14 protein-coding genes and 1 pseudogene are annotated in these 19,853 nt (G+C 68.4%); 6 read left to right on the top strand and 9 right to left on the bottom strand.

Going from position 1 to position 19,853, the window contains the following annotated elements:
* Position 1: 1 nt before the first annotated feature.
* A pseudogene (locus tag ACH49N_RS26155) lies at positions 2–4,310 on the top strand (cation-translocating P-type ATPase); the annotation flags it as partial.
* 34 nt (positions 4,311–4,344) lie between these two features.
* Here the strand turns inward: ACH49N_RS26155 and ACH49N_RS26160 are convergent.
* Positions 4,345–4,503, bottom strand: coding sequence for an Rv1535 domain-containing protein (locus ACH49N_RS26160; RefSeq protein ID WP_358277559.1), 159 nt, complete (start codon positions 4,501–4,503; stop codon positions 4,345–4,347).
* A 54-nt stretch (positions 4,504–4,557) separates the two neighbouring features.
* On the opposite strand from ACH49N_RS26160, the gene ACH49N_RS26165 reads away from it, so the two are divergent.
* Positions 4,558–4,848 carry a hypothetical protein gene (locus tag ACH49N_RS26165; RefSeq protein ID WP_358277511.1) on the top strand — a complete coding sequence of 97 codons (291 nt, stop codon included), beginning with the start codon at positions 4,558–4,560 and terminating at the stop codon, positions 4,846–4,848.
* A gap of 10 nt (positions 4,849–4,858) precedes the next feature.
* Here ACH49N_RS26165 and ACH49N_RS26170 read toward each other — a convergent pair whose 3' ends face one another.
* A complete protein-coding gene (locus ACH49N_RS26170; RefSeq protein ID WP_358277513.1) occupies positions 4,859–5,362 on the bottom strand; it encodes a hypothetical protein in 504 nt (167 codons plus the stop codon).
* Positions 5,363–5,580: 218 nt separating this feature from the next.
* Here ACH49N_RS26170 and ACH49N_RS26175 point away from each other — a divergent pair, with 218 nt between their 5' ends.
* Complete coding sequence (locus ACH49N_RS26175; protein ID WP_358277515.1) at positions 5,581–6,678, top strand: GIY-YIG nuclease family protein; 1,098 nt, start codon at positions 5,581–5,583, stop codon at positions 6,676–6,678.
* Here ACH49N_RS26175 and ACH49N_RS26180 read toward each other — a convergent pair.
* Entirely contained in the window at positions 6,653–7,567 is a 915-nt protein-coding gene (locus ACH49N_RS26180; protein ID WP_358277516.1) for an MSMEG_6728 family protein, read from the bottom strand. The two genes, ACH49N_RS26175 and ACH49N_RS26180, sit on opposite strands and share 26 nt — an antisense overlap.
* Before the next feature lie 170 nt (positions 7,568–7,737).
* Between ACH49N_RS26180 and recC the strand changes: the two genes are divergently transcribed.
* From recC to recD, 3 genes are read left to right on the top strand one after another with little or no spacing between them, the layout of a single operon-like run.
* The gene (gene recC / locus ACH49N_RS26185; RefSeq protein WP_358277518.1) at positions 7,738–10,998 is read left to right on the top strand and encodes an exodeoxyribonuclease V subunit gamma; all 3,261 of its coding nucleotides are present in this window, start codon (positions 7,738–7,740) and stop codon (positions 10,996–10,998) included.
* Complete coding sequence (locus ACH49N_RS26190) at positions 10,995–14,318, top strand: UvrD-helicase domain-containing protein (protein WP_358277520.1); 3,324 nt, start codon at positions 10,995–10,997, stop codon at positions 14,316–14,318. Before recC ends, ACH49N_RS26190 begins: the two co-directional genes overlap by 4 nt.
* Positions 14,315–16,183 carry an exodeoxyribonuclease V subunit alpha gene (gene recD, locus ACH49N_RS26195; RefSeq protein ID WP_358277522.1) on the top strand — a complete coding sequence of 623 codons (1,869 nt, stop codon included), beginning with the start codon at positions 14,315–14,317 and terminating at the stop codon, positions 16,181–16,183. The genes ACH49N_RS26190 and recD overlap by 4 nt, the downstream gene beginning before the upstream one ends.
* Here the strand turns inward: recD and ACH49N_RS26200 are convergent.
* The 6 genes from ACH49N_RS26200 to ACH49N_RS26225 form a co-directional block, all read right to left on the bottom strand.
* Positions 16,101–16,631, bottom strand: a complete 531-nt coding sequence (locus tag ACH49N_RS26200; protein ID WP_358277524.1) for a hypothetical protein — start codon at positions 16,629–16,631, stop codon at positions 16,101–16,103. The genes recD and ACH49N_RS26200 overlap by 83 nt on opposite strands.
* A gap of 10 nt (positions 16,632–16,641) precedes the next feature.
* Positions 16,642–17,139, bottom strand: coding sequence for a DUF4188 domain-containing protein (locus ACH49N_RS26205; protein ID WP_358277526.1), 498 nt, complete (start codon positions 17,137–17,139; stop codon positions 16,642–16,644).
* A gap of 132 nt (positions 17,140–17,271) precedes the next feature.
* Positions 17,272–17,751, bottom strand: coding sequence for a pentapeptide repeat-containing protein (locus ACH49N_RS26210; protein ID WP_358277528.1), 480 nt, complete (start codon positions 17,749–17,751; stop codon positions 17,272–17,274).
* Between the two features lie 238 nt (positions 17,752–17,989).
* A complete protein-coding gene (locus ACH49N_RS26215) occupies positions 17,990–18,379 on the bottom strand; it encodes an excalibur calcium-binding domain-containing protein (protein WP_358277530.1) in 390 nt (129 codons plus the stop codon).
* Between the two features lie 314 nt (positions 18,380–18,693).
* A complete protein-coding gene (locus tag ACH49N_RS26220) occupies positions 18,694–19,548 on the bottom strand; it encodes an alpha/beta fold hydrolase (protein ID WP_358277532.1) in 855 nt (284 codons plus the stop codon).
* Positions 19,545–19,787: a hypothetical protein gene (locus ACH49N_RS26225; protein ID WP_358277534.1), complete on the bottom strand. Its 243-nt coding sequence runs from the start codon at positions 19,785–19,787 to the stop codon at positions 19,545–19,547. Before ACH49N_RS26225 ends, ACH49N_RS26220 begins: the two co-directional genes overlap by 4 nt.
* Positions 19,788–19,853 lie beyond the last annotated feature (66 nt).

Below are 19,853 nucleotides of genomic sequence, written 5' to 3' on the forward strand. Positions count from 1 at the left end.
CGTGGGTTTACGTCGATATCTCGCCGCCGCCGCGTCCGTACCGGTACGCAGCGTCGGTTTCGGGGTGGGTGTGGTGACGCACAGCGGCGCCGTTGCGGCCGATCTGATGACGACCACCGCTCGGGTCGCTACGTCGATCGCCGCCGAGGCGGTGGGCGGAACGCCGGCACGCCGCACCAGTGCCGGGCGTGGCCGGGTCTGGATAGAGGTTCGAGGACTCGACAGTCCCCGCGGCGACGACGTGGCCGCCGAGGTACTCGACGCGGTCCGCGCCACTACCGGCGTTCAGAGCGTGCAGCTCAACCGCCCGTTGTCCCGGCTGATCGTGTCCCACGCCGAGGGTGGCCCGTCGGTCGAGGAGCTGAGCGCCATCGTGTCCACCGCCGAGAAGCGGGCGCGAACCGGCGACGATCGCGACCACCCGTCGGAACTGCCGGGCGACGATGTGACGCTTGCTGAGAGCTGTCTCGCTCTGGCGGCGGTCACCACCGGCCTGGCTGTGGCCATCGCGGGCCGCGCCCTGCGTCTTCCCCAGGTGCCCGGTTCGGCAGTGACCACGGTGGTCACGGCCGTGAACTATCAGCCGCGACTGCGAAAAATCGTCGAAGACCGGTTGGGGCCGGATGCGGCAGAACTCGTCCTGGCCACCGCCCAGGCACTCAGCGATGTCATTCGCCAGGCGCCGTCGTCCCTCGCTGTGGACGTGGGTTTGCGGTCGGCGCTCACCGCCGAAGCGTGGTCTGCCCGGCAGGCCTGGCACCGCCGGGAGCCTCAGCTGGCGGCGAACGCTGCCGATCACACCGCCCCGCATCAGCAACCACCCGACCGCACATCCGGTCCCGTCGAACGGCATGCCGACCGCGCGGCTATTGCGCAGCTGGTCGGCGCGGCCACCGTCGGTGTCGCGACACGCAGTGCCGCCGGGGCAGGGGACGCCGTGCTGGTCGCAGCCCCCAAGGCGACCCGCACCGCCCGCGAGACATTCGCGGCCACGTTGGGACGTGGTCTGGCGGACCGCCACGGCGCGTTGACGTTGCGCCCCGGCGCGCTCCGGTGCCTCGACCGGGTAGACACGGTCGTGATGGATCCGTCGATTCTGCAGACGGCGGAGCTGCGTGTCAGTCGCATCCGCGGAGTGCGCGACGCCGATCGGACCAAGGTATGGGAAGCCGCTCGATCGGCCGTCGACCGCGAAGAGCTCGGGCCCGGCTGGCACCTGCTGGCCGACCTGCCGGGTGAACTCGGCGCTGCAGGCGAACACGAGGACGCTGCCGTGTTCGTCACACCGGCTCATCACCCGCTCGCGGCCGCGGTGCTCGCGCAGGCACGCACCTCCGGAGTCGCGGTGGTCTCCGTGGACACGGAGTCCCTCGGGAGTCTCCGGTCAGCATTCGACGATCTCCATCCCAGCAGTGGCGCGGGCGAGTTCCTCGGTTCACCCGACCGCGATCTTCGCGACGCGGTCGTTCATCTGCAGGCCGAGGGGGCGACTGTTGCGGTGGTGGCCGCGGGAGCGCCCAGCGCGCTGGCGTCCGCTGATGTCGGCATCGGAGTCCTGGTGGACGGTGCGGCCCCGCCGTGGCCGGCGGACGTGCTCGTCGATGATCTCGCCGGGGTGTGGCGAATTCTCCGTGCACTGCCCGACGCGCGGACCGCGAGCCGCCGTGGCGTCGAGATCGCCACGGCAGCATCGGTACTCGGCGCACTCCTCATGCTTCCCGGTGTGCGCGGCCGGGGCCCGGGGCCGATCACGGCCGGTGCGGCGGCCGGCCTGTGGACGGGACACTCGCTGGCGCGGCGCGTGATCAAGGCGTCCGTTCCGCCGTCGGCCCCCGTGCATGCGTGGCACGAGATGCCTGTCGAGGAAGTGCGGCGACTCCTTCCTGCTCAGGAAGGCGACGGCGACATCGGTGCGCGCCCCCGTGCGCTCGACTGGGCGCTGGCACCGCTCGAATGGGGTAGCAGTCTCGCGGCCTGGCCGGTGGCACTCGTCTGGGACTTCGGCCGCGCGATGCGCACCGAACTGTCGGATCCGCTGACACCCATTCTCGCGACCGGTTCGGCGGCGAGCGCTCTGCTGGGTTCGCCGATCGACGCTGTGCTCGTGGGATCCGTGCTGACCGGGAACGCGGCATTGTCCGCCGTGCAGCGACTGCATGCGGAACGACTGCTGAGCCGGCTCCTCGCTGCGGGTGATCCGCCCGCACATCGGGTGAGCGGATCCCCGGAGGAGCGCGTCAGCGAGCGCGTCGAGGCCTCGCGGTTGCGAATCGGTGACGTGATCGAGATCGGTCCGGGAGAGGTCGTTCCCGCGGACGGCCGGTTGATCGAGGTGTCCGGTGTCGAGGTCGACGAATCCTCCCTCACCGGGGAGTCGCTGCCGGTCCCGAAGCAGACGTCGCCGACACCCGGTGCACCGCTGAGCGAGCGCTCCTGCATGGTGTTCGGCGGTAGCACCGTCCTCACCGGAACGGCCACCGCGGTCGTCACGGCCGTGGGGGAGACGACGGAGGCGGGACGTGCCGGGGCGATCAGTCCCACCGGTGCATCGCACGTCGGCTTGCAGGCTCAGCTGCGCAGCCTCACCGACCGGGTGCTGCCGGTCAGCGTCGGGGGCGGGGCCCTCGTCACCGCGGTCGGCTTCCTCCGCGGAACGGGACTGCGTCAGGCGGTCACCAGCGGCGTCGCGGTCGCGGTCGCGGCGGTTCCCGAGGGGCTGCCGTTGGTCGCCACTCTCGCGCAACAGGCGGCGGCGCGCCGGTTGACCAAGTCGAATGCTCTTGTGCGAGCGCCGCGCTCGGTGGAGGCACTCGGCCGCGTCGACGTCGTGTGCTTCGACAAGACGGGGACGCTGAGCGAGAACCGGCTTCGCGTCATCAAAGTTGTGCCCGAGCCTGCCGTCGACCACGACGAGTTGCTGATGTGCGCTGCGCGTAGTGCCGTGACGCCCGACGGACGTCCGGCAGACCATGCCACCGACGTCGCCATCGCGGAGGCCGCCCAGCAGCTCGACTGCGGCGACGAGGCGCAGTGGTCCTACCTCCCGTTTCGATCGGGACGACCCTATTCGGCGGCGCTGTCCGGCACACACCTGTGTCTCAAGGGTGCACCGGAGACGGTTCTGGCCGCATGCCCCGACATCGACGACGACGAAGTGCAATCCCGGGTCCTCGCGATGGCCGCGGACGGGCTTCGGGTGATCGCCGTCGCGCGGCGCACCGTCACCGCGTTCCAGGCCCGGCGCGCTGCCGACGACGGTGCGGTGTTCGAGAAACTCTGCAGCAGCGGGCTCGAACTCGTCGGATTTCTGGGGATCGCGGACACACCGCGTCCGGAAGCTGCCGGGCTGCTGCCGGAACTGGAACGCCAGCAGGTCGGGGTGCGGCTCCTCACCGGCGACCATCCCGTCACTGCCACCGCCATCGCACAGGAACTGGGATTGACCGTGTCGTCCGAGCAAGTGATCAGCGGCTCCGACTGGGACACCCTGTCGCATCGTGGTCAGGAGGAGGCCGTCGAGAAGTGCCTCGTGTTCGCGCGGATGACTCCGGAGAACAAGGTGCAGGTGGTGCAGACTCTCGAGCGCGCCGGACGCGTGTGCGCCATGGTCGGGGACGGTGCCAATGATGCGGCGGCCATCCGCGCGGCCAGCGTGGGTATCGGTGTCAGTTCCCGCGGCAGCGATCCGGCCCGCAGCGCGGCCGATGTGGTCCTCCTCGACGGCCGGGTGGACGCACTGCTCGACGCCCTGGACGAAGGGCGGCAACTGTGGCGGCGCGTGCAGGCGGGGGTGTCCGTCCTCCTCGGCGGCAATGCCGGTGAGGTGGCGTTTGCACTGATCGGGAGCGCGACTGCGGGTAAGTCACCGCTGACCGCGCGTCAGCTGCTCCTGGTGAATGTCCTCACGGATGCTTTGCCTGCGGCGGCGCTCGCGGTGAGTCCGCCCAACGAGGAGGCGCGAGGAGAAGGCCGCGGACCCGACAGTGCGGCCTTGTGGCGCACAGTCGCGATCCGCGGTGCCGCGACTGCGATGGGTGCGACGACGGCGTGGACGATGGCGAGTCTGACGGGCAGGCAGCGCCGCGCCTCCACCGTGGGACTGGTGGCATTGGTCGGAACGCAGCTCGGGCAAACGCTCATCGATTCACGCAGCCCGTTGGTGGTGCTCACAGCGGGTGGTTCGCTCGCCGCCCTGACGGTGCTGGTGAGCACGCCCGGCGTCAGCCAGCTACTCGGATGCACACCCCTCGGTCCGGTGGGGTGGACGCAGGCACTGGGGTCGGCGGCGGCCGCCACCGCAGCCGCCGCATTCGCACCGGGAATCCTGGCGAAGCTGGCGGGAGATCAGTCGACGATGTCGAGTACGCCCGCCCTCACCAATACGGCATACACCTCGTGCAACGGGGGAGTGAGCGCGCGTGTCACCGCGCCGGTCCAGAAGTCGCCGGGGGCGGAGACGGCACCGACAGCGGTCCGGGCTGCAGAAATCAACACATCGGTCACAGTCCTCGATCAACGTGACCGGCAGGTGAACAGCACGGATTAGGGAGGCGAACTATGGCCGACAACACACCGAGGGCCGAAGAAACACCGAGCCGCGACGCACACCGGGACGCCGTCGCACGGGTGCGGGAGGCGTCCGGCTTCACCGTCCAGTTACCGCTACTCGGGCGTGTACCCGTCCCACGTCCCGAACAGTTGGCGTTCTTCGCCGCGATCGGGCTCCTCGCGGCCGTCGAAATCATCGAATGGCCGGTTGCGCTGACCATCGCGGCCGGGCACATCCTGATCGCCGATCAGCACAACAGAGCTGTTCAGGAGATCGGGGAGGTCCTGGAAGCGGTGTGAGCTCGCACGATCAGGCAGGGCATGCCGGTGAGGTGAGCTGTGCGATGGCCACGATCGAGCACGCCGTCGCCTTCGACAGGCGCCACGTCCCGTCCGGCCCCGGTACGAAAATCGCCGGAAGGTTGTTCTGCTGAACCTGTCCGTTGATGGTGAGCTGCAGCTGAGCGCTCGCGCTCCCGTCACCGTTGTCGATCACGGGGTCCAGAACCTGTACCTGCGCACCGGCCTGCTGCGCGGCCGCGGCTACCTGAGCAAACAGATTCGGATCCTGCTCGGACCCTTCCACCATCGCGACCTTCTCCTCGACGGGCGTTGCAGGATCGAGTCCCCGCTCCATCAACTCGTTGAGCTCCGCCGCTGTGGGCAGTTCGAGTGGGGGCGATGTTTCGGCGGTCGACGTTGCCGATGTCGTGGTGGTGGTGTTCGGCGGGGCGGGATCGTCCGATCCGCATGCGGACATGGTCAGCGCTGTGGCGATCGCCATTGCGGCCACCGTCATTCTTCGAAGCGACACTCGCTTACCCCTTCGCTGTGGGCTCTCGATGTGGGACGGTCTCACTATCGAGTGTGGGGGTTCGGCGGCCCCTTCGCCGTCGAAGCAACCGATTTCTCAGAGTTTTGCCACTATTGCCGCGCGCCGCGCGTCTCGTCGTCGCCGCAGGGCTTCGTCGACGCGCGGGCAGCAGAGCGTCGACGGCATTGTTCACCGCGCTTTTCCCTTACGGTGGGAACATGGCTACCGTCTGGACGATCCCGATCGACATCACTTCTCGCTGGCTCGACTCCGCCGAGGTCCAGGCCTTTCTCGCGTCCAACGACCTGGACAACGCATCCCCCGACCCCCTCGTACGGTTCGCTCAGTTTGCTGACGTCACGAAGTCGCTGCAACGGAACATCGGGCACACCTATTCTTCGGTGCAGGGTGCGGCCACCGCGCTCTTCGACGGAATCGACGGTGGGGTGCCGGTTGCCCTGAAGCTGGCGGCGCTGCGTCTGATCCTTCGTGAGGTCTATCAGACCCGCCGCGCCCCGGAACCGTTTCCGAAAAGGGTGGGCGACGAGCTCGGGTCCTACGTCTACGCACTCCTCGACCCACGGAACCGGTCGGTCTTCTACGTCGGGAAGGGTCGGGGTACCCGGGTCTACGGCTACGTGTGGGAGGCGTTGGCCGTGGACGAGCACAGGAAGACGCTCGAAGACTCCGAGAAGGACGCCCCCGAGGTGACAGCGGCCACGATCGCCCGCATCCGGGAAATCTACGACTCCGGCCACGAGGTGGAGCACTACATCGTGGCGCACCGGCTGAACGCAACCGGTGACGTCGCGGAAGCCATCAGTGATGGGCTGATCGGGGCTCTCGGTCTGCTGGAAGGGTCCGTACTCACCAACCTCGCCGCTGGTGCCGGCGAGCACCGCGCCGTACCCGTCGACGACCTGGTGTTGCAGTACGCGGCTGAGCCCGTGCCCAACCTGCCGACACCCTGCGTGCTTCTCGAGGTGCCGCGCGCCGCCGAGCGCGGAGTGACCCCGGACGACATCTACGAGCGCGCCCGTGGACCGTGGGCGGCCGGTGCCGCCGTCCGCAACAGCGAGAACATCCCGGTGATCGTGTTCGCCGACAACATTGTTCGCGCCGCCTACCGGGCGAAATCGTGGTCCGGAGTCGCTCGGCCGGGTGACGCGCAGTTGTGGAAGTTCACCGGTGACGTCGACCCCGACCTCGAGGCGCAGTTCGTGAACAAGCGGATCGTGCCCGCACAGGTCAATCTGAAAAAGTGGCCGACACACGGGTGGGTGCCGCACCTCACCCAGGCCCGCCCCGGCCGTTGACCGCCAGAGTGGGTACTCGTTGCAGCTCTGCCGGGGTTGTGTCCGACACCGTGATCACCAGTCCGTACCGATCGGGCTCGGGAATCGGCTGACCCCGGCGGAAGAACCGTAGTCGGTGGGGGTCGGCTGCCTCGGCTTCCATCGCGTCGCGGTCTTCGGCGGTCGGCTGACGGGCGATGGAAGGGGTCGGCGCTTTCGCCACCTCCTGTATTGCGGCTGGAGTCGGTTCCTCGTCGTCCGGAACCGGGTCGGCGTCCAGAATCACCGCGGTCAGGCCGGGACGTACCAAGCTGGCCGCCACGATCGTCGAGGGCGTGGCGGTCTCGGTCGACACGGATTCGCCGCGGTGCAGCAGCCGCAGCACATCCCAGTTGTCCGCGCCCTCGACAAGGGTTTCGGCCTGCGCCGGCGGCAGCACCTCGGCCGGGTCGGCGGTGCGGAGCGGCCACCGCGGGTACACCGGGGTCGGCCACACGTACCCGCCGTCACCGCGCCACTGCGGGGGATACGCGTCCGGCGCCTTCTCGGCGAGGACCCGTCGATGGCTGGCGTGCACGTCTGCTCTGCCGAGCCAAGGGGGTAGCAGTCCGTGGTCGCGTAGATGGGCGAAGGTGTCGGTGCGACCACCGCTGTACTCGAGGAGTTGCGGCGCGAGCGCCTCGGTGTGACCTCGCGCGGCCCACTCGCCGCACATGGCGACGCCATAGGCGACCAGGGCGGGGGTGAAACCTCGCCACATCGCCGTCGCGGGATGATTCTTCCAGCCGTACGACGGCCAGACGAGGGCCCGCAGGATCTGGAAGGTCTCGACGCGCTGCTTTCCGAGGCGCCGGTCGTCGAGCAGCTTCGCACTGCGCACGAAGCCGGAGTCGGGCACGAACGTCTGCATCCGCGAACCTTTCCGGGGCCGCGGCGCCGTCGGGCCCCTCTCGAACCAGACTCCCACAGGCGAGCGTTGCGTGCGCCGGAACGTATTCGGCCTCAGCTTCGCAACGTAAGTCGGTGCTCTGTGGTAAGTCTGACCCGACACCGGAGTGGGGAGCGAAGGAGGGTGGTGACGTGTTCGTACTGCATCGTGCCGAGCGTTCGACCACCCTCGCCGCAGCGCTGGGCGATGTCCTCGCCACTCCACTTGCCGATCCGTTCGCGCGCGAGGTGATCGCGGTTCCCGCGAAGGGTGTGGAGCGCTGGCTGACGCAACGGCTCTCGGCGGTGCTGGGCGCGCGAGCAGACAACGGCGACGGTGTGGCCGCGAACATCGACTTCCCGTCCCCGACACGGCTGGTCGACGACGCACTCGCTGCGGCCACCGGCCTGTCCGCCGATGATGATCCGTGGAATCCCGCCCGACTGCTGTGGGTGCTGCTCGAGGTCGTCGACGGTTGCCTCGACGAACCCTGGTGCGCTGTCCTCTCGAAACACCTCGGGTCCGGCCTGTCGGCGCAAGGTCGCGACGATCACCGGCCGGGTCGCCGGTACGCCACGGCGTCGCACCTTGTGGAACTGTTCCGGAGTTATGCCGCCCAGCGGCCGGCAATGCTCGTCGGCTGGGCGGGTGGCCACGACATCGACGGAACCGGTGGGGCGCTCGACGAGGATCTCGTGTGGCAAGCCGAACTGTGGCGTCGACTACGGACACGCATCGGCGCCCCGAGCCCCGCGGAACGGCTCGACTCCGCCTGTTCCCGGCTGCGGGACGAGCCCGGGCTCGTGGATCTCCCGCAACGCCTCTCGCTGTTCGGGCCCACCCGCCTCGCCACCGACCAGATTGCAGTGCTTACTGCACTGGCCGCGCACCGCGACGTACACCTGTGGCTGCCGCACCCGAGTCCGGCCATGTGGGCCACTCTGACGACAACGCAGGAGGTGACTGCCCGCGCCGACGACCAGAGTGCGCTCGCCGTCCGTCACCCGCTCCTCTCGAGCCTGGCCCGTGACGTCCGCGAACTCGAAGCGCGCCTTGTGCGCCTCGACCTCGACGACGTCCACCACGACGCGCCACCGGGTCCGCAGACGCTACTGGGTCGCCTGCAAACCGACATCCGGGACGATCGGACACCGGTGCATGCCGGGATGGATCCCGACGACTCCGTGCAGGTGCACGCCTGTCACGGGCCGGCCCGCCAGGTCGAGGTTCTGCGTGAGTGCCTCCTTCATCTGTTCCAGGACGACCCCACCCTCGAACCCCGCGATGTCGTGGTGATGTGCCCCGACGTCGAGTCCTATGCACCGCTGATTCGTGCCGCATTCGGCCAGGACGTGCTGGGGCATCCCGGACACCGGCTGCGGGTACGTCTCGCGGATCGTGCTCTGCACCAGACCAATCCGGTGCTCGCGGTGGTCGCGACGCTGCTGGGGCTGGCCGATTCCCGCGTCACCGCCAGTCAGGTACTCGATCTCGCCGCCGCGGTCCCGGTGCGCAAGAAGTTTCGTTTCGACGACGACGATCTCGAACGTATCCGGGAATGGGCTACCACCACCGGTGCGCGCTGGGGGATCGGGCCACGTCAGCGCGCGGCCTACGGCCTCGGGGACTTCCCGCAGAACACCTTCACGACGGCACTCGATCGGATTCTGCTGGGCGCCGCTGCCGACGAGTCGGACAGCGAATGGCTCGCGCTGGCCCTGCCCCTCGATGACGTCGACAGCAACGACATCGACCTCACCGGCAGGCTGGCCGAGTTCGTCGATCGCCTCGACGTCGCCCTGCGAGGACTCGGTGGGCCACAATCGGTGGCGGAGTGGTCGCGGGCGCTGGCCAGGGCTCTGGACCTCCTCGTGGAAGTGGGTGCGGCAGACGCCTGGCAGTCGGCGCAGGCGCGGCGCGAGTTGGGCGCCGCGATGGAACACGGGGGAGAGATGGTGCTGCGGCTGTCGGACGTGCGCGCCATGCTCGCCGGCAGGCTGGCGGGACGCCCCACACGGGCCAACTTCCGTACCGGCGAACTGACGGTGTGCACGATGGTGCCGATGCGGTCCGTCCCGCACCGTGTCGTCGTTCTCCTCGGGCTCGACGACGAGGTTTTTCCCCGTTCGGCAGGCGTGGACGGGGACAACGCTCTCGCCCGCAATCCTCTACTCGGCGAACGTGATCCGCGCAGCGAGGATCGGCAACTCCTCCTCGACGCGGTGATGTCCGCCGGTGAGAAACTGTTGCTCTTCTACACGGGCGCCGACCCGGTCACCGGTATGGTGCGGCCGCCGGCTATCCCGTTGTCCGAGTTACTCGACACGGTGGCCGTCACGCTCGGTGGCGACGCGTTGAGCCAGGTGATCACCCGTCATCCCCTGCAGCCGTTCGATGCGCGCAACTTCGAGCCCGAGCATCCGTTCAGCTTCGATCGTGTGGCCCTTGCCGGGGCTCGGGCGGCTCGGTCTCCCTCCGTGCCGAATCCGGCTTTCCTTCCGGACCCGCTGTCCGCGCCGCCGCCCGAAGACGTCGACCTGGCAGACCTCATCGCCTTCCTCGTACATCCCACGCAGGCGTTCCTCCGGCAACGGCTGGGTCTGCGCATTCCCGAGGTGGCTGAGGACATCGCCGACGCACTCGATATCGCGCCCGACCCCCTCGCGCGGTGGGATCTCGGACAACGGATGCTCGTCGCGCGGCTCGCCGGAACCGAGCCGGCCGATTTCCGCGCCGCCGAGTGGCGCCGCGGCACACTGCCGCCGTTCAAGCTGGGGGAGTCGGTGCTCGGGGCCATCGAACACGGTGTCGAGGCGCTCGTCGCCGTCAGCGCACCCGTCCATGTGGGCCGCGCGCAGACCGTGGATGTGGACGTCGACCTCGGCTCCGGCCGGCGTCTCACCGGGACCGTCGGCGGCGTCCACGGTTCGGTGATCGCGAACACCACCTATTCACGGCTCGGTCCGAAACATCGCCTCGCCGCGTGGGCGCAACTGCTGGCAGTCGCGGCGTCGTGCAAGGGCGGCGCATGGTCGGCCGTCACCACGGGCCGCGGCGCGTACAGCAGACCCGCGTGGCGTTCCACGATGACCGCTCCGACCGACGCCCTCGAGCAGCTCACTCGCCTCGTCGAACTCCGCGACCTCGGGTTACATGCGCCGCTGCCGATCGCGACCGGCGCCTCGGCGGCCTATGCGGAGCGGCGGTACGGCGGAAGCAGCGTCGAGGAAGCGATCGAGGCGGCGCGGCGGGAATGGAGCAGCGACTTCGGAGATGCCAAAGACCGTCACATCGTCTATGTTCACGGATTCTCGCCGAGTATCAACGTTCTCGGTGATTCGGTGGTGTTCGACGACTACGCCCGGAGACTGTGGGCGCCGCTGCTGGCGGCCGAGACGTTGGCGCAGCCATGACCGACACCCGAGGGTTCGATCTGCTCGGACCGCTGCCGTCGGGCACCACCGTGCTCGAAGCCAGCGCTGGGACGGGGAAAACCTACGCGATCGTGGGACTCGCCGCCCGCTTCGTCGCCGAAGGTGGAATCGACCTCTCGCGACTCCTGCTGGTCACCTTCAGCCGCGCGGCAACCCAGGAACTGCGCGAGCGCACCCGGGAACGCTTCCGCAGTGCGGCAACCGAATTGGCCGATCCTCGGCAAGCTCTCCGCGGCGAGGACCAGGTCATCCGGCATCTGGCCGACGCCGACCCCGAGGAGGTGGCACTGCGACGTCGACGACTTCTCCAGGCTCTGTCCGACTTCGATGCGGCCACCATCGTGACCACCCACAGCTTCTGCCAGCGCATGCTCGACGGCCTCGGCATCGCCGGTGAGCGGGACCCCCACGCGGTGCTAGTCGAGGCCGCCGACGACCTCGTCACCGAGGTGATCGACGACCTCTACCTCAGCGCCTACAGCCGTGCCGAGTCCGCACCGTTCACCCCGGCGGAGGCCACCGCCGCCGCACGGGCCGCCATCTTCGATCCCCAGGCCGTGCTCGCACCGGAAGACGCGCGCGGCACCCCCGCAGGCGAACGGGTTGCGTTCGCCGAGGCGGTGCGTGCCGAGGTGGAATGTCGCAAACGCGCTGTGGGACTGCGTGACTTCGACGATCTGCCGGCACTTCTCCATCGCGTGCTCACCCATCCCGAACACGGTGAGGCCGCGTGCCGGCGAGTGCGGGACCGGTACGACGTCGTCCTCGTCGACGAGTTCCAGGACACCGATCCGCTGCAATGGGACATCCTCGGCAGAACGTTCCACGGGGGCGGTCAGGCTTTTCGGCACCGCGCGGGAACGTTGGTGCTCGTCGGTGATCCGAAGCAGGCGATCTACGCGTTCCGTGGGGCCGAGGTACTCAGCTACCTCGACGCAGTCCAGTCGGCCGACAGTCACGAAGAACTTGTCACCAACTGGCGCAGCGATCAGGAACTGCTCGACGCACTGGAGTACCTCCACGGAGGAGCGGCCCTCGGCCATCCCGACATCGTGGTGCACCGGGTGGACGGCGCCCGGCCGAAGTCGCGGCTCACCGGGTCGGCACCGCTGCGTCTGCGTTACCTGCCTCGCACCGGCGCGGGTGCGATCAACAAATCGGGCTACCCCGCCGTCGGTCCGCTGCGCAACCGGGTAGCCGCCGACCTCGCAGCAGACATCGTCCGCACCCTCGACGGCGGTGTCACACTCGACATCGGCGGCGTGTCCCGGGCGGTTCAACCGGGCGACATCGCCGTTCTGGTGCGGACCAACGCGCAGATCACACTGGTGCACGATGCCCTCGACCGCGCCGGGGTCCCGTCGGTTCTCGCAGGCGGAGCCAGTGTGTTCACCACACCCGCTGCGCAGCACTGGCTGTGGGTTCTGCAGGCACTCGAGCAACCGCACCGTTCCGATCGCGTCCGGCTCGCCGCCCTCACACCGTTGCTCGGACACACCGCGGAGGAACTCGATGCCCGCGGTGACGACATCGTCGCCGAAGTCGGTGGGTTGCTGCGTGAACTCGCCTCGGTGTTCGCGCTGTCCGGTTTCGCGGCGCTCTTCGAACGCCTCGCGGCCATCGAGCGGCTCGAGGCGCGGCTGCTCGCCGTCTCCGCCGGAGAGCGCGCCCTCACCGATCTCCGCCACGTGGCGCAGTTACTCAACGGCGCCGCCGTGGAGCAGTCCCTCGGACTCACCGCCATCGCCCGGTGGCTCACCGAACGGATGAAGGACCCGTCGTCCGGCGGCGTCGACCGCAGTCGGCGTCTCGACAGCGACGCCGCGGCAGTGCAGATCGCCACCGTCCACGCCAGTAAGGGTCTCGAGTTCCCCCTCGTCTACCTGCCCTACGCGTGGGATGCTGCGAAGAATCCGAAACCGAGCAAGCTGCTGCTGCACGACGAGAACGGGCGGCGCATCCTCGATGTCGGAGGCCCGAACAGTCCGGGTTATGCGGAACGTAAAAGCAGGCACGACGCGGAAGAAGCGGGCGAGGAGCTTCGCCTGCTGTATGTTGCGCTCACCCGGGCGATGTGCGGACTCGTGCTGTGGTGGGCGCCCGCGTTCTCGACGGCGGGTGCGCCCCTGCACCGGATGATCCTCGGCCGCACGCCGGGCCAGCGCGACGTGCCACAGAAAGCGAACGTTCCGGAAGACCCGGTCGTCGCCGATCGATTGTCGGCCTGGGGTGCCGGCGGCCCCGACACCGTGCACGTCGAGCCCGTCGGCTCAGAGGCGGTGCCACCCGCGCAGTGGTCACCGCCCAAAGAGACGGGTGGTGACCTCGAGGTCGCCCGGTTCCAGCGCCTTCTCGACACTCGGTGGCGGCGAACCTCGTACTCGGCGTTGACTGCGTCCGCGCACGAAAGCCCGGCAGTGGGCAGTGAAGCGGAGGTCGATGTCAAAGCGGACGAACCAGACGAGCCGCCGCTGCACGCGCCGGAAGACGGGGGCACCGGTATCGCCTCGACGATGAACGACCTCCCCGGCGGCGCGACGTTCGGAACCCTCGTCCACGCCGTGTTCGAAATCGTCGACACCACCGCCGCCGACCTCGAAGCCGAACTCGTGCGCTGCTGCAACGACGTGATCGCCTCGACCATGTCGGAGATCGATCCGGCGCGGCTCGCTGCCGCCCTGCTGCCCGTACTGCACACACCCCTCGGATCCGCGGGGGCACGGACGCTCGCTGAGGTTGCGCCGGCAGACCTGCTCGCGGAACTCGAATTCGAGCTTCCGCTCGCCGGCGGAGACACACCCTCGATCACGGTGATGCTCGACGGCGTCGGCAGACTGTTGCGCACCCACCTTGCCGCCGACGATCCGCTGCGGCCGTACGCGGATGCCGTGACCACTCTGGAACCCACGCCGTTGCGTGGATACCTCACCGGCAGTATCGATGCCGTGATACGGCTGCCCGGCCCTCGCTACGTCGTCGTCGACTACAAGACGAATCGACTGGCGCAGGGTGAGCTGACCACCGCCCATTACACACGGGAGCGGATGGCCACGGAAATGATCCGGTCGCATTATCCGCTTCAGGCGCTGTTGTATTCGGTTGCACTGCATCGCTATTTGCGGTGGCGTCAGCCCGGCTACGACCCAGCCCTGCATCTCGCCGGCGTGCAGTATCTGTTCGTCCGCGGAATGGTCGGGCCCGACACGCCGCCGGGATGTGGGGTCTTCGACTGGACGCCCCCAGCCGCGCTGGTGACCGAACTGTCCGACCTGTTGTCCGGGATCGAGGCGACGCCATGACCGACGTCCGGGTAGCCCAGCGCGGCAAGGGTGTGCTGCGAATCTTCAACGAGGCAGGAGTGCTCGCGGCTGCGGATGTCCATGTGGCGCTGCGGTTGTCCGCTCTCGCCGGGGAGACGTCGCCGGACGTCTACCTGGCCACCGCCCTCGCGGTCCGGGCAGTGCGGGCCGGCTCTGTGTGCCTCGATCTGACTCGGCTCCGGGAAGTGACGGTCGACGAGGAGTCCGAGGTCGACCTGGACGATCTGCCGTGGCCGGACGACTCCACGGTCATCGAGGCGCTGCGCCGCAGCCCGCTCGTCGTCGGTGGACCGGCCGGACCGCTGCGACCGCTGCGGCTGGTGGACACCGCTGAAGGCGAATTGCTCTACCTCGACCGGTATTTCCGGCAGGAGGAGACGATCCGCCGCGTCCTCGACCAGCGCGCTTCCGGGTACCCCGTCGTCGACGAGGCATCACTACGCCGCGGGTTGGACTCTCTGTTCCGGGATCAGAACGATCCGGCCGGCTCCTCGGCCCCGCCGGATCGGCAACGGATCGCGGCCGCTGTCGCCGCGACCCACTGGACCTCGGTGATCGTGGGAGGACCGGGTACCGGAAAAACGCACACCGTGGCCCGCGTGCTGGCCCTGCTGTCGATGCAGACCGACCGACCACGACGCATCGCCCTCGCCGCACCCACGGGCAAGGCGGCGGCGCGGTTGCAGGAATCGGTGCGTGATCAGGCCGGCGAGCTGGGCTTGCCACCCGATCTGACAGCGATGACGCTGCACCGCATGCTGGGCTGGCAACGTGGACGGGGCAGCCGATTCCGCTACAACGCCGACAATCATGTGCCCTACGACGTGATCGTGGTGGACGAGACCTCGATGGTGTCGTTGACCATGATGTGCCGGCTCCTCGAGGCGCTTCGTCCCGACACACAACTCGTGCTCGTCGGCGACCCGGACCAGTTGACGTCCGTCGACGCGGGCGCGGTGCTGGCCGACCTGGTGGCTCGACCCATGTCGGGGAAGGAGAATCCGCTACTCGCACGTCTGGTCGGGAAGGACCTGAATGCGGCGGACGACCCGGACGAGGCTGCGCTGAGTGCGGCGGAACGGGATCGGCTGCGTGGGGGAGTCGTGCGGCTCAGCCGGGGCCGCCGTTTCGGCGGTGGCATCGCCCAACTCGCTGTCGCGGTGCGAGACGCGGACGAGGACCGCGTGATGGATCTGCTGCGCAGTGATGCCCCCGAGGTGTCGTTCCACGACGTCGACGATCTCGGGGCGCTGCGGAAGGACGTGGTCGACACTGCAGCGGGTGTCACCGAGGCCGCGTCGGGCGGCGACGCCTCGGCGGCACTGCAGCTTTCGGAGGCGCATCGCCTGCTCTGTGCGCACCGGGAGGGTCCGTACGGTGTCGCGTGGTGGGCGCGGCAGGCCATGGAGTGGATCGGTGAGGCTTCAGGGGAGCGGCTGGACCCCGAGCGTTGGTATCCCGGTCAGCCGCTTCTGGTCACGGCCAACGATCACGAGACGCGCATCTACAACGGTGACACCGGGGTGATCGTGCGAACCGCCGACGACGAACTCGTTGCCGCCTTCGCGCGCGGCAACGAACCGTTTCTTCTGCATCCCACGCACCTGTCGGCGGTGCAGACTGTCTACGCCATGACGATTCACCGCAGTCAGGGCAGTCAGTACGACACAGTGTCCGTGGTGCTACCGGGAGCGGAGTCGTCGCTGCTGACCCGGGAACTGCTGTACACGGCAATCACGCGGGCCCGTCGGCACGTGCGGATCATCGGGACGGAGGAGGCGGTGCGGGCGGGAGTGCAACGCCGGGTGCTGCGGGCGAGTGGGCTGCGGCGGACCTTCCGGTAGACCGGCTTTGCCGGGAGGTGACCATGACGGCGAGGGTCGCGCTCACGAAGACGATCTGCAGGAGGGTGCGGGGCAGGAGTTCTTCGAACGGACCGGACGAAAGTCCTTCGGCCGCGGCGTACACATTCGCCGGGAACATCAGAATCAGCAGAAGGGTGAGGTATCCAGCCGCCCAACTCGCAGTTCGTCGTATCAGCAGTCCCGCAGCACCGGCCAATTCGAGCAGGCCGGTAATGGTAACCAGCAGCTCCGGATTCGGCAGGGCGGGCGGGACCATCGCGACGAGTTCACCACGCAATCCGAAGAAGTGGGCGCCCCCCGTCAGTGCGAACATGGCCGCGAGTCCGCCCCGCAGCGCAAGCGGCCACGGTCGCAGACGATCGATCCCCGCGGCGCCGGCGAGAAGGAGTGCCGCGGTGACAGCGACGAGGGTGATCAACGGCTCCATGGCTGTCTCCTCAACTGTGAGTGCTTGCTGTTGGTGTGGTGTGGGCCAGTCGATTGCGGGCCCGATTGCCTGCCGGTGTGACGGGGACGCGTGCGGTGAACCGCGCCAGCCCGAGCACCGGAGCGCCGACATAGATCGACTCCGCGCGATCGACCGAATAGGTTTCGTGCCACACCCCCACTGCTCCCGGCGCCCGGCGGGCCCGTCGATTGAAGGCAGCCCAGGCAGGCCGGTGTCGGGCGTCGGGGTTGCTGGCGTAGGCGTACAGCTTGTCGGCCGAACTCCAGTACTGGATCAACGTGGGTCCGCGCCCCTCGATCACCAGGCGGTAACCCAGCAAACCCGAGTCGGGGTCCTGCGACAGTTCACGCAACATCTTCGGCATGGCGAGGAAGGCGGGCAGCCACAAATCCGGGCGCCACGGTCGGTTGATGGTCATCCCGATCAGGAATAGCACCAGCTCACCGTCGTAGTGGTGGGTGGAACGGCCGGGTTCGATCGTCGACATCGGATGCCTCCCGAGATTGGATAGCAATACTATCCATAGTGGATAGTGCAGCTATCCAATGTCAAGGGGTAGGGGCATGCAAGTTGCCGGGAGGCGCACTGCGCAGCCCGGTCGTGAGGTCGCGGATGGGGACTACGGGGACGGAGCGGGAGGCGTAACCGGGACGACGGAGGCGAGCGCGCGCTCGTGGGCGTCGGTGGACCAATTCGGGTCGGTCGTGATGTCGAGGTCACCGACGATTCGGCCGAAGATGTCGATGCCCGTGCTGTACAAGACCATGGCGTTGCGCTGCGAGTCCGTGAAATTCGTGTCCGTGAGGTTGGCGTCGCTCAGATTCGCGTACGACAGGTTCGCTGCCGTGAAGTTTGTGCCGGCGAGATTGGCGAACGTCAGGTTTGCGCCCGACAGGTCGGCGAAACTCAGATTCATGCCCGCGAGATTCGCCTTGCTCAAATCGGCGCCGGGGCAGGTCGTGCGATGCTCGGGCGTCGGGTCGGCCACGATCGTGCAGCCGTTGATCTGGGTGTCTGCGGAGGCAGCGCCCACACCGCAGGTGAGCGCGACACCAGCGGCCACCGCCACCGCCACAGTTCCGAAATATGTCCTGCTCATGCCGGACCGCCCCCTCACCGAGAACCTCAACCGTCACCGCCGAACATAGTGCGGAGCGCACTGCCCCGCACGAGGAATGGCGACACCGGTTCGTCGTGCGAGACGTTGCGAGGTTGCGAGGCGTCGTGAGACACCCACGCACCCCTTCTCGGTAGACGCACCCGTTCCAGGGCCCGAAAACGGGTGCGTGGGCGCAGAAGGGGTGCGTGTGTAGGTGGAGCGGTGCCGGGGGCAGCGACTACTCGCAGGCGATGCCGTCGTTGTCCCGGTCGAGGTGCGGCGCGTAGCCGTCCTGGCCGCGGTAGATCGGCGTCACGCCGGCGTCGCGAGCCTCGGTGCAGTTCTTGTACCCAGCCCGCGGCGCGGGAGCGGGCGGTGCAGGAGCCACCTGGGGTGCGGGGGCGGCCTGCGGGGCCGGCGCTACCTGCGGTGCGGGTGCCGGTGCTGCCGGGGCGGCGGGTGCGGGCGGCAGAAGCGGGTTCACGGCGTCGGCCGAACCGCTCGGAATCAGTGCGGCAATCTCCGGCGGCAGGAAGTCGAAAACCGTGGACGCCTGCGCGGTCGGCGTAACTGCCAGGGCAATGGCCGCAGATCCGAAGATGGTGAGAGCTGCACGTCGTGCATTCATGGTGGTTCCTCGTTCATAGGGGGTGGGCTGCGACAGGACGCGGGGCCGACTAGCCGAACCGCACTGTCTTGTCGGATGTTAGCCACGACATAGCGGAGCGCGAAAACCGGTGTAGGTCAGTGAGGTTCGTTGTCGGTCGAGTGAATGACATTCGTGCCGAGTGGCTCGCGCACTTCTTTTCGTCAGACGCACCCGTTCTAGGGCCCGAAAAAGGGTGCGTGGGCGGAGAAGGGGTGCGTGTGTGGGTGCGGCGCCGTGGGATCGACGGTGCGTGGGCGCAGAAGGGGTGCGTGGGTGGGTGTAAGTGCCGGCTTCTACACGCCGGGGATCATCCGTGCGTCGATCGCCTCGACGATGGTGTGCCAGATCCGGCTTGTCGGATCGATGACGGCGAAGTGATCGCCCGGCCCCTCGATCAGGGCGACGTCATCGGTGGTTGCCGCGGCGGCCGCGGAGTACTCCCTGCTCATTTCCAGCATGTCCGGTTCGTCCTCGAGGGCGCAGGCGACCACCTGTGGGATGCCGAGGGGGAGTCGGTCGATCGGCGACGACGCCTCGTACGTCTCGCGGTCCTCGGACCAGTGATTGCCGACGGCCATCGCCACGGCACCTTCGCCGAGGTGGCGATTGTCGGCAAGTCGCAGGTTGAGCACACCGGCGAGGCTGACGGCGAGCGCGAGGGGAACTGCTGGCGCATCGGCGGCGGCCCGAAGCGCGAGCTGAGCACCGGCCGAGTGGCCGAGTACGACGAGGCGGCTCGGGTCCACACCAGGAAGGGTCGATACGGCCGCAACGGCGGCGGCGACATCGGACGACATGTCCGCCCAGCGATGTTCGGCGTTCCGTCGATACTCGACATTCCACGTGACATACCCGCGGGTGGTCAGGTCGACCGCGAGGGCATCCATCAGGTCGAACTCCCACCGTGTGCGCCAGAACCCGCCGTGGATGAGTGCGACGGCGGGGAAGGGGCCGTTCCCGTCCGGGATTCGGAGTTCGGCGCGCTGATCCGGGTGGCTTCCGTACCGGATCATCGTCCCGGGATGGAAGCGGTGGTGGTACCAGCTGTCGACGGCGTACCGCAGGCCGTCGAGTCCTCTGCCGCGAATGTGGGCGCGGACGCCCGCCGAGCGATCGGCGTCGCAGTCACCGAAGTCGACGCGGATCACGCCGACCCTCGGGGGTGTGAAGGATTTTCCGGTACCGGGTACGACGATGAACTCGCCTCGCCTCGCCTCGCCGCCGAAAGCGTGGCCCGCTCCAGCTCGGCGGTATCCGTGGTGAACGTCAATTCGCCGGTCAGCCCGCGTGCACTCAGTGCCCGGTGCAGGAGCTCTTCCACGGTTCCGCGGTGTGCCACGACCCCGGGGGCGAAGACGACATCGACTCGGCGAGTGGGTGCATTCACGGATCCACCGTACTTTCCGATAATGACATCTGCCTAGCGGTCGCCACGATTATGTAATATGAAAGG

Origin of the sequence: Rhodococcus sp. NPDC019647, assembly GCF_044389235.1 — a bacterium.
In the GTDB taxonomy this organism is placed as follows: domain Bacteria; phylum Actinomycetota; class Actinomycetes; order Mycobacteriales; family Mycobacteriaceae; genus Rhodococcus_F; species Rhodococcus_F oxybenzonivorans.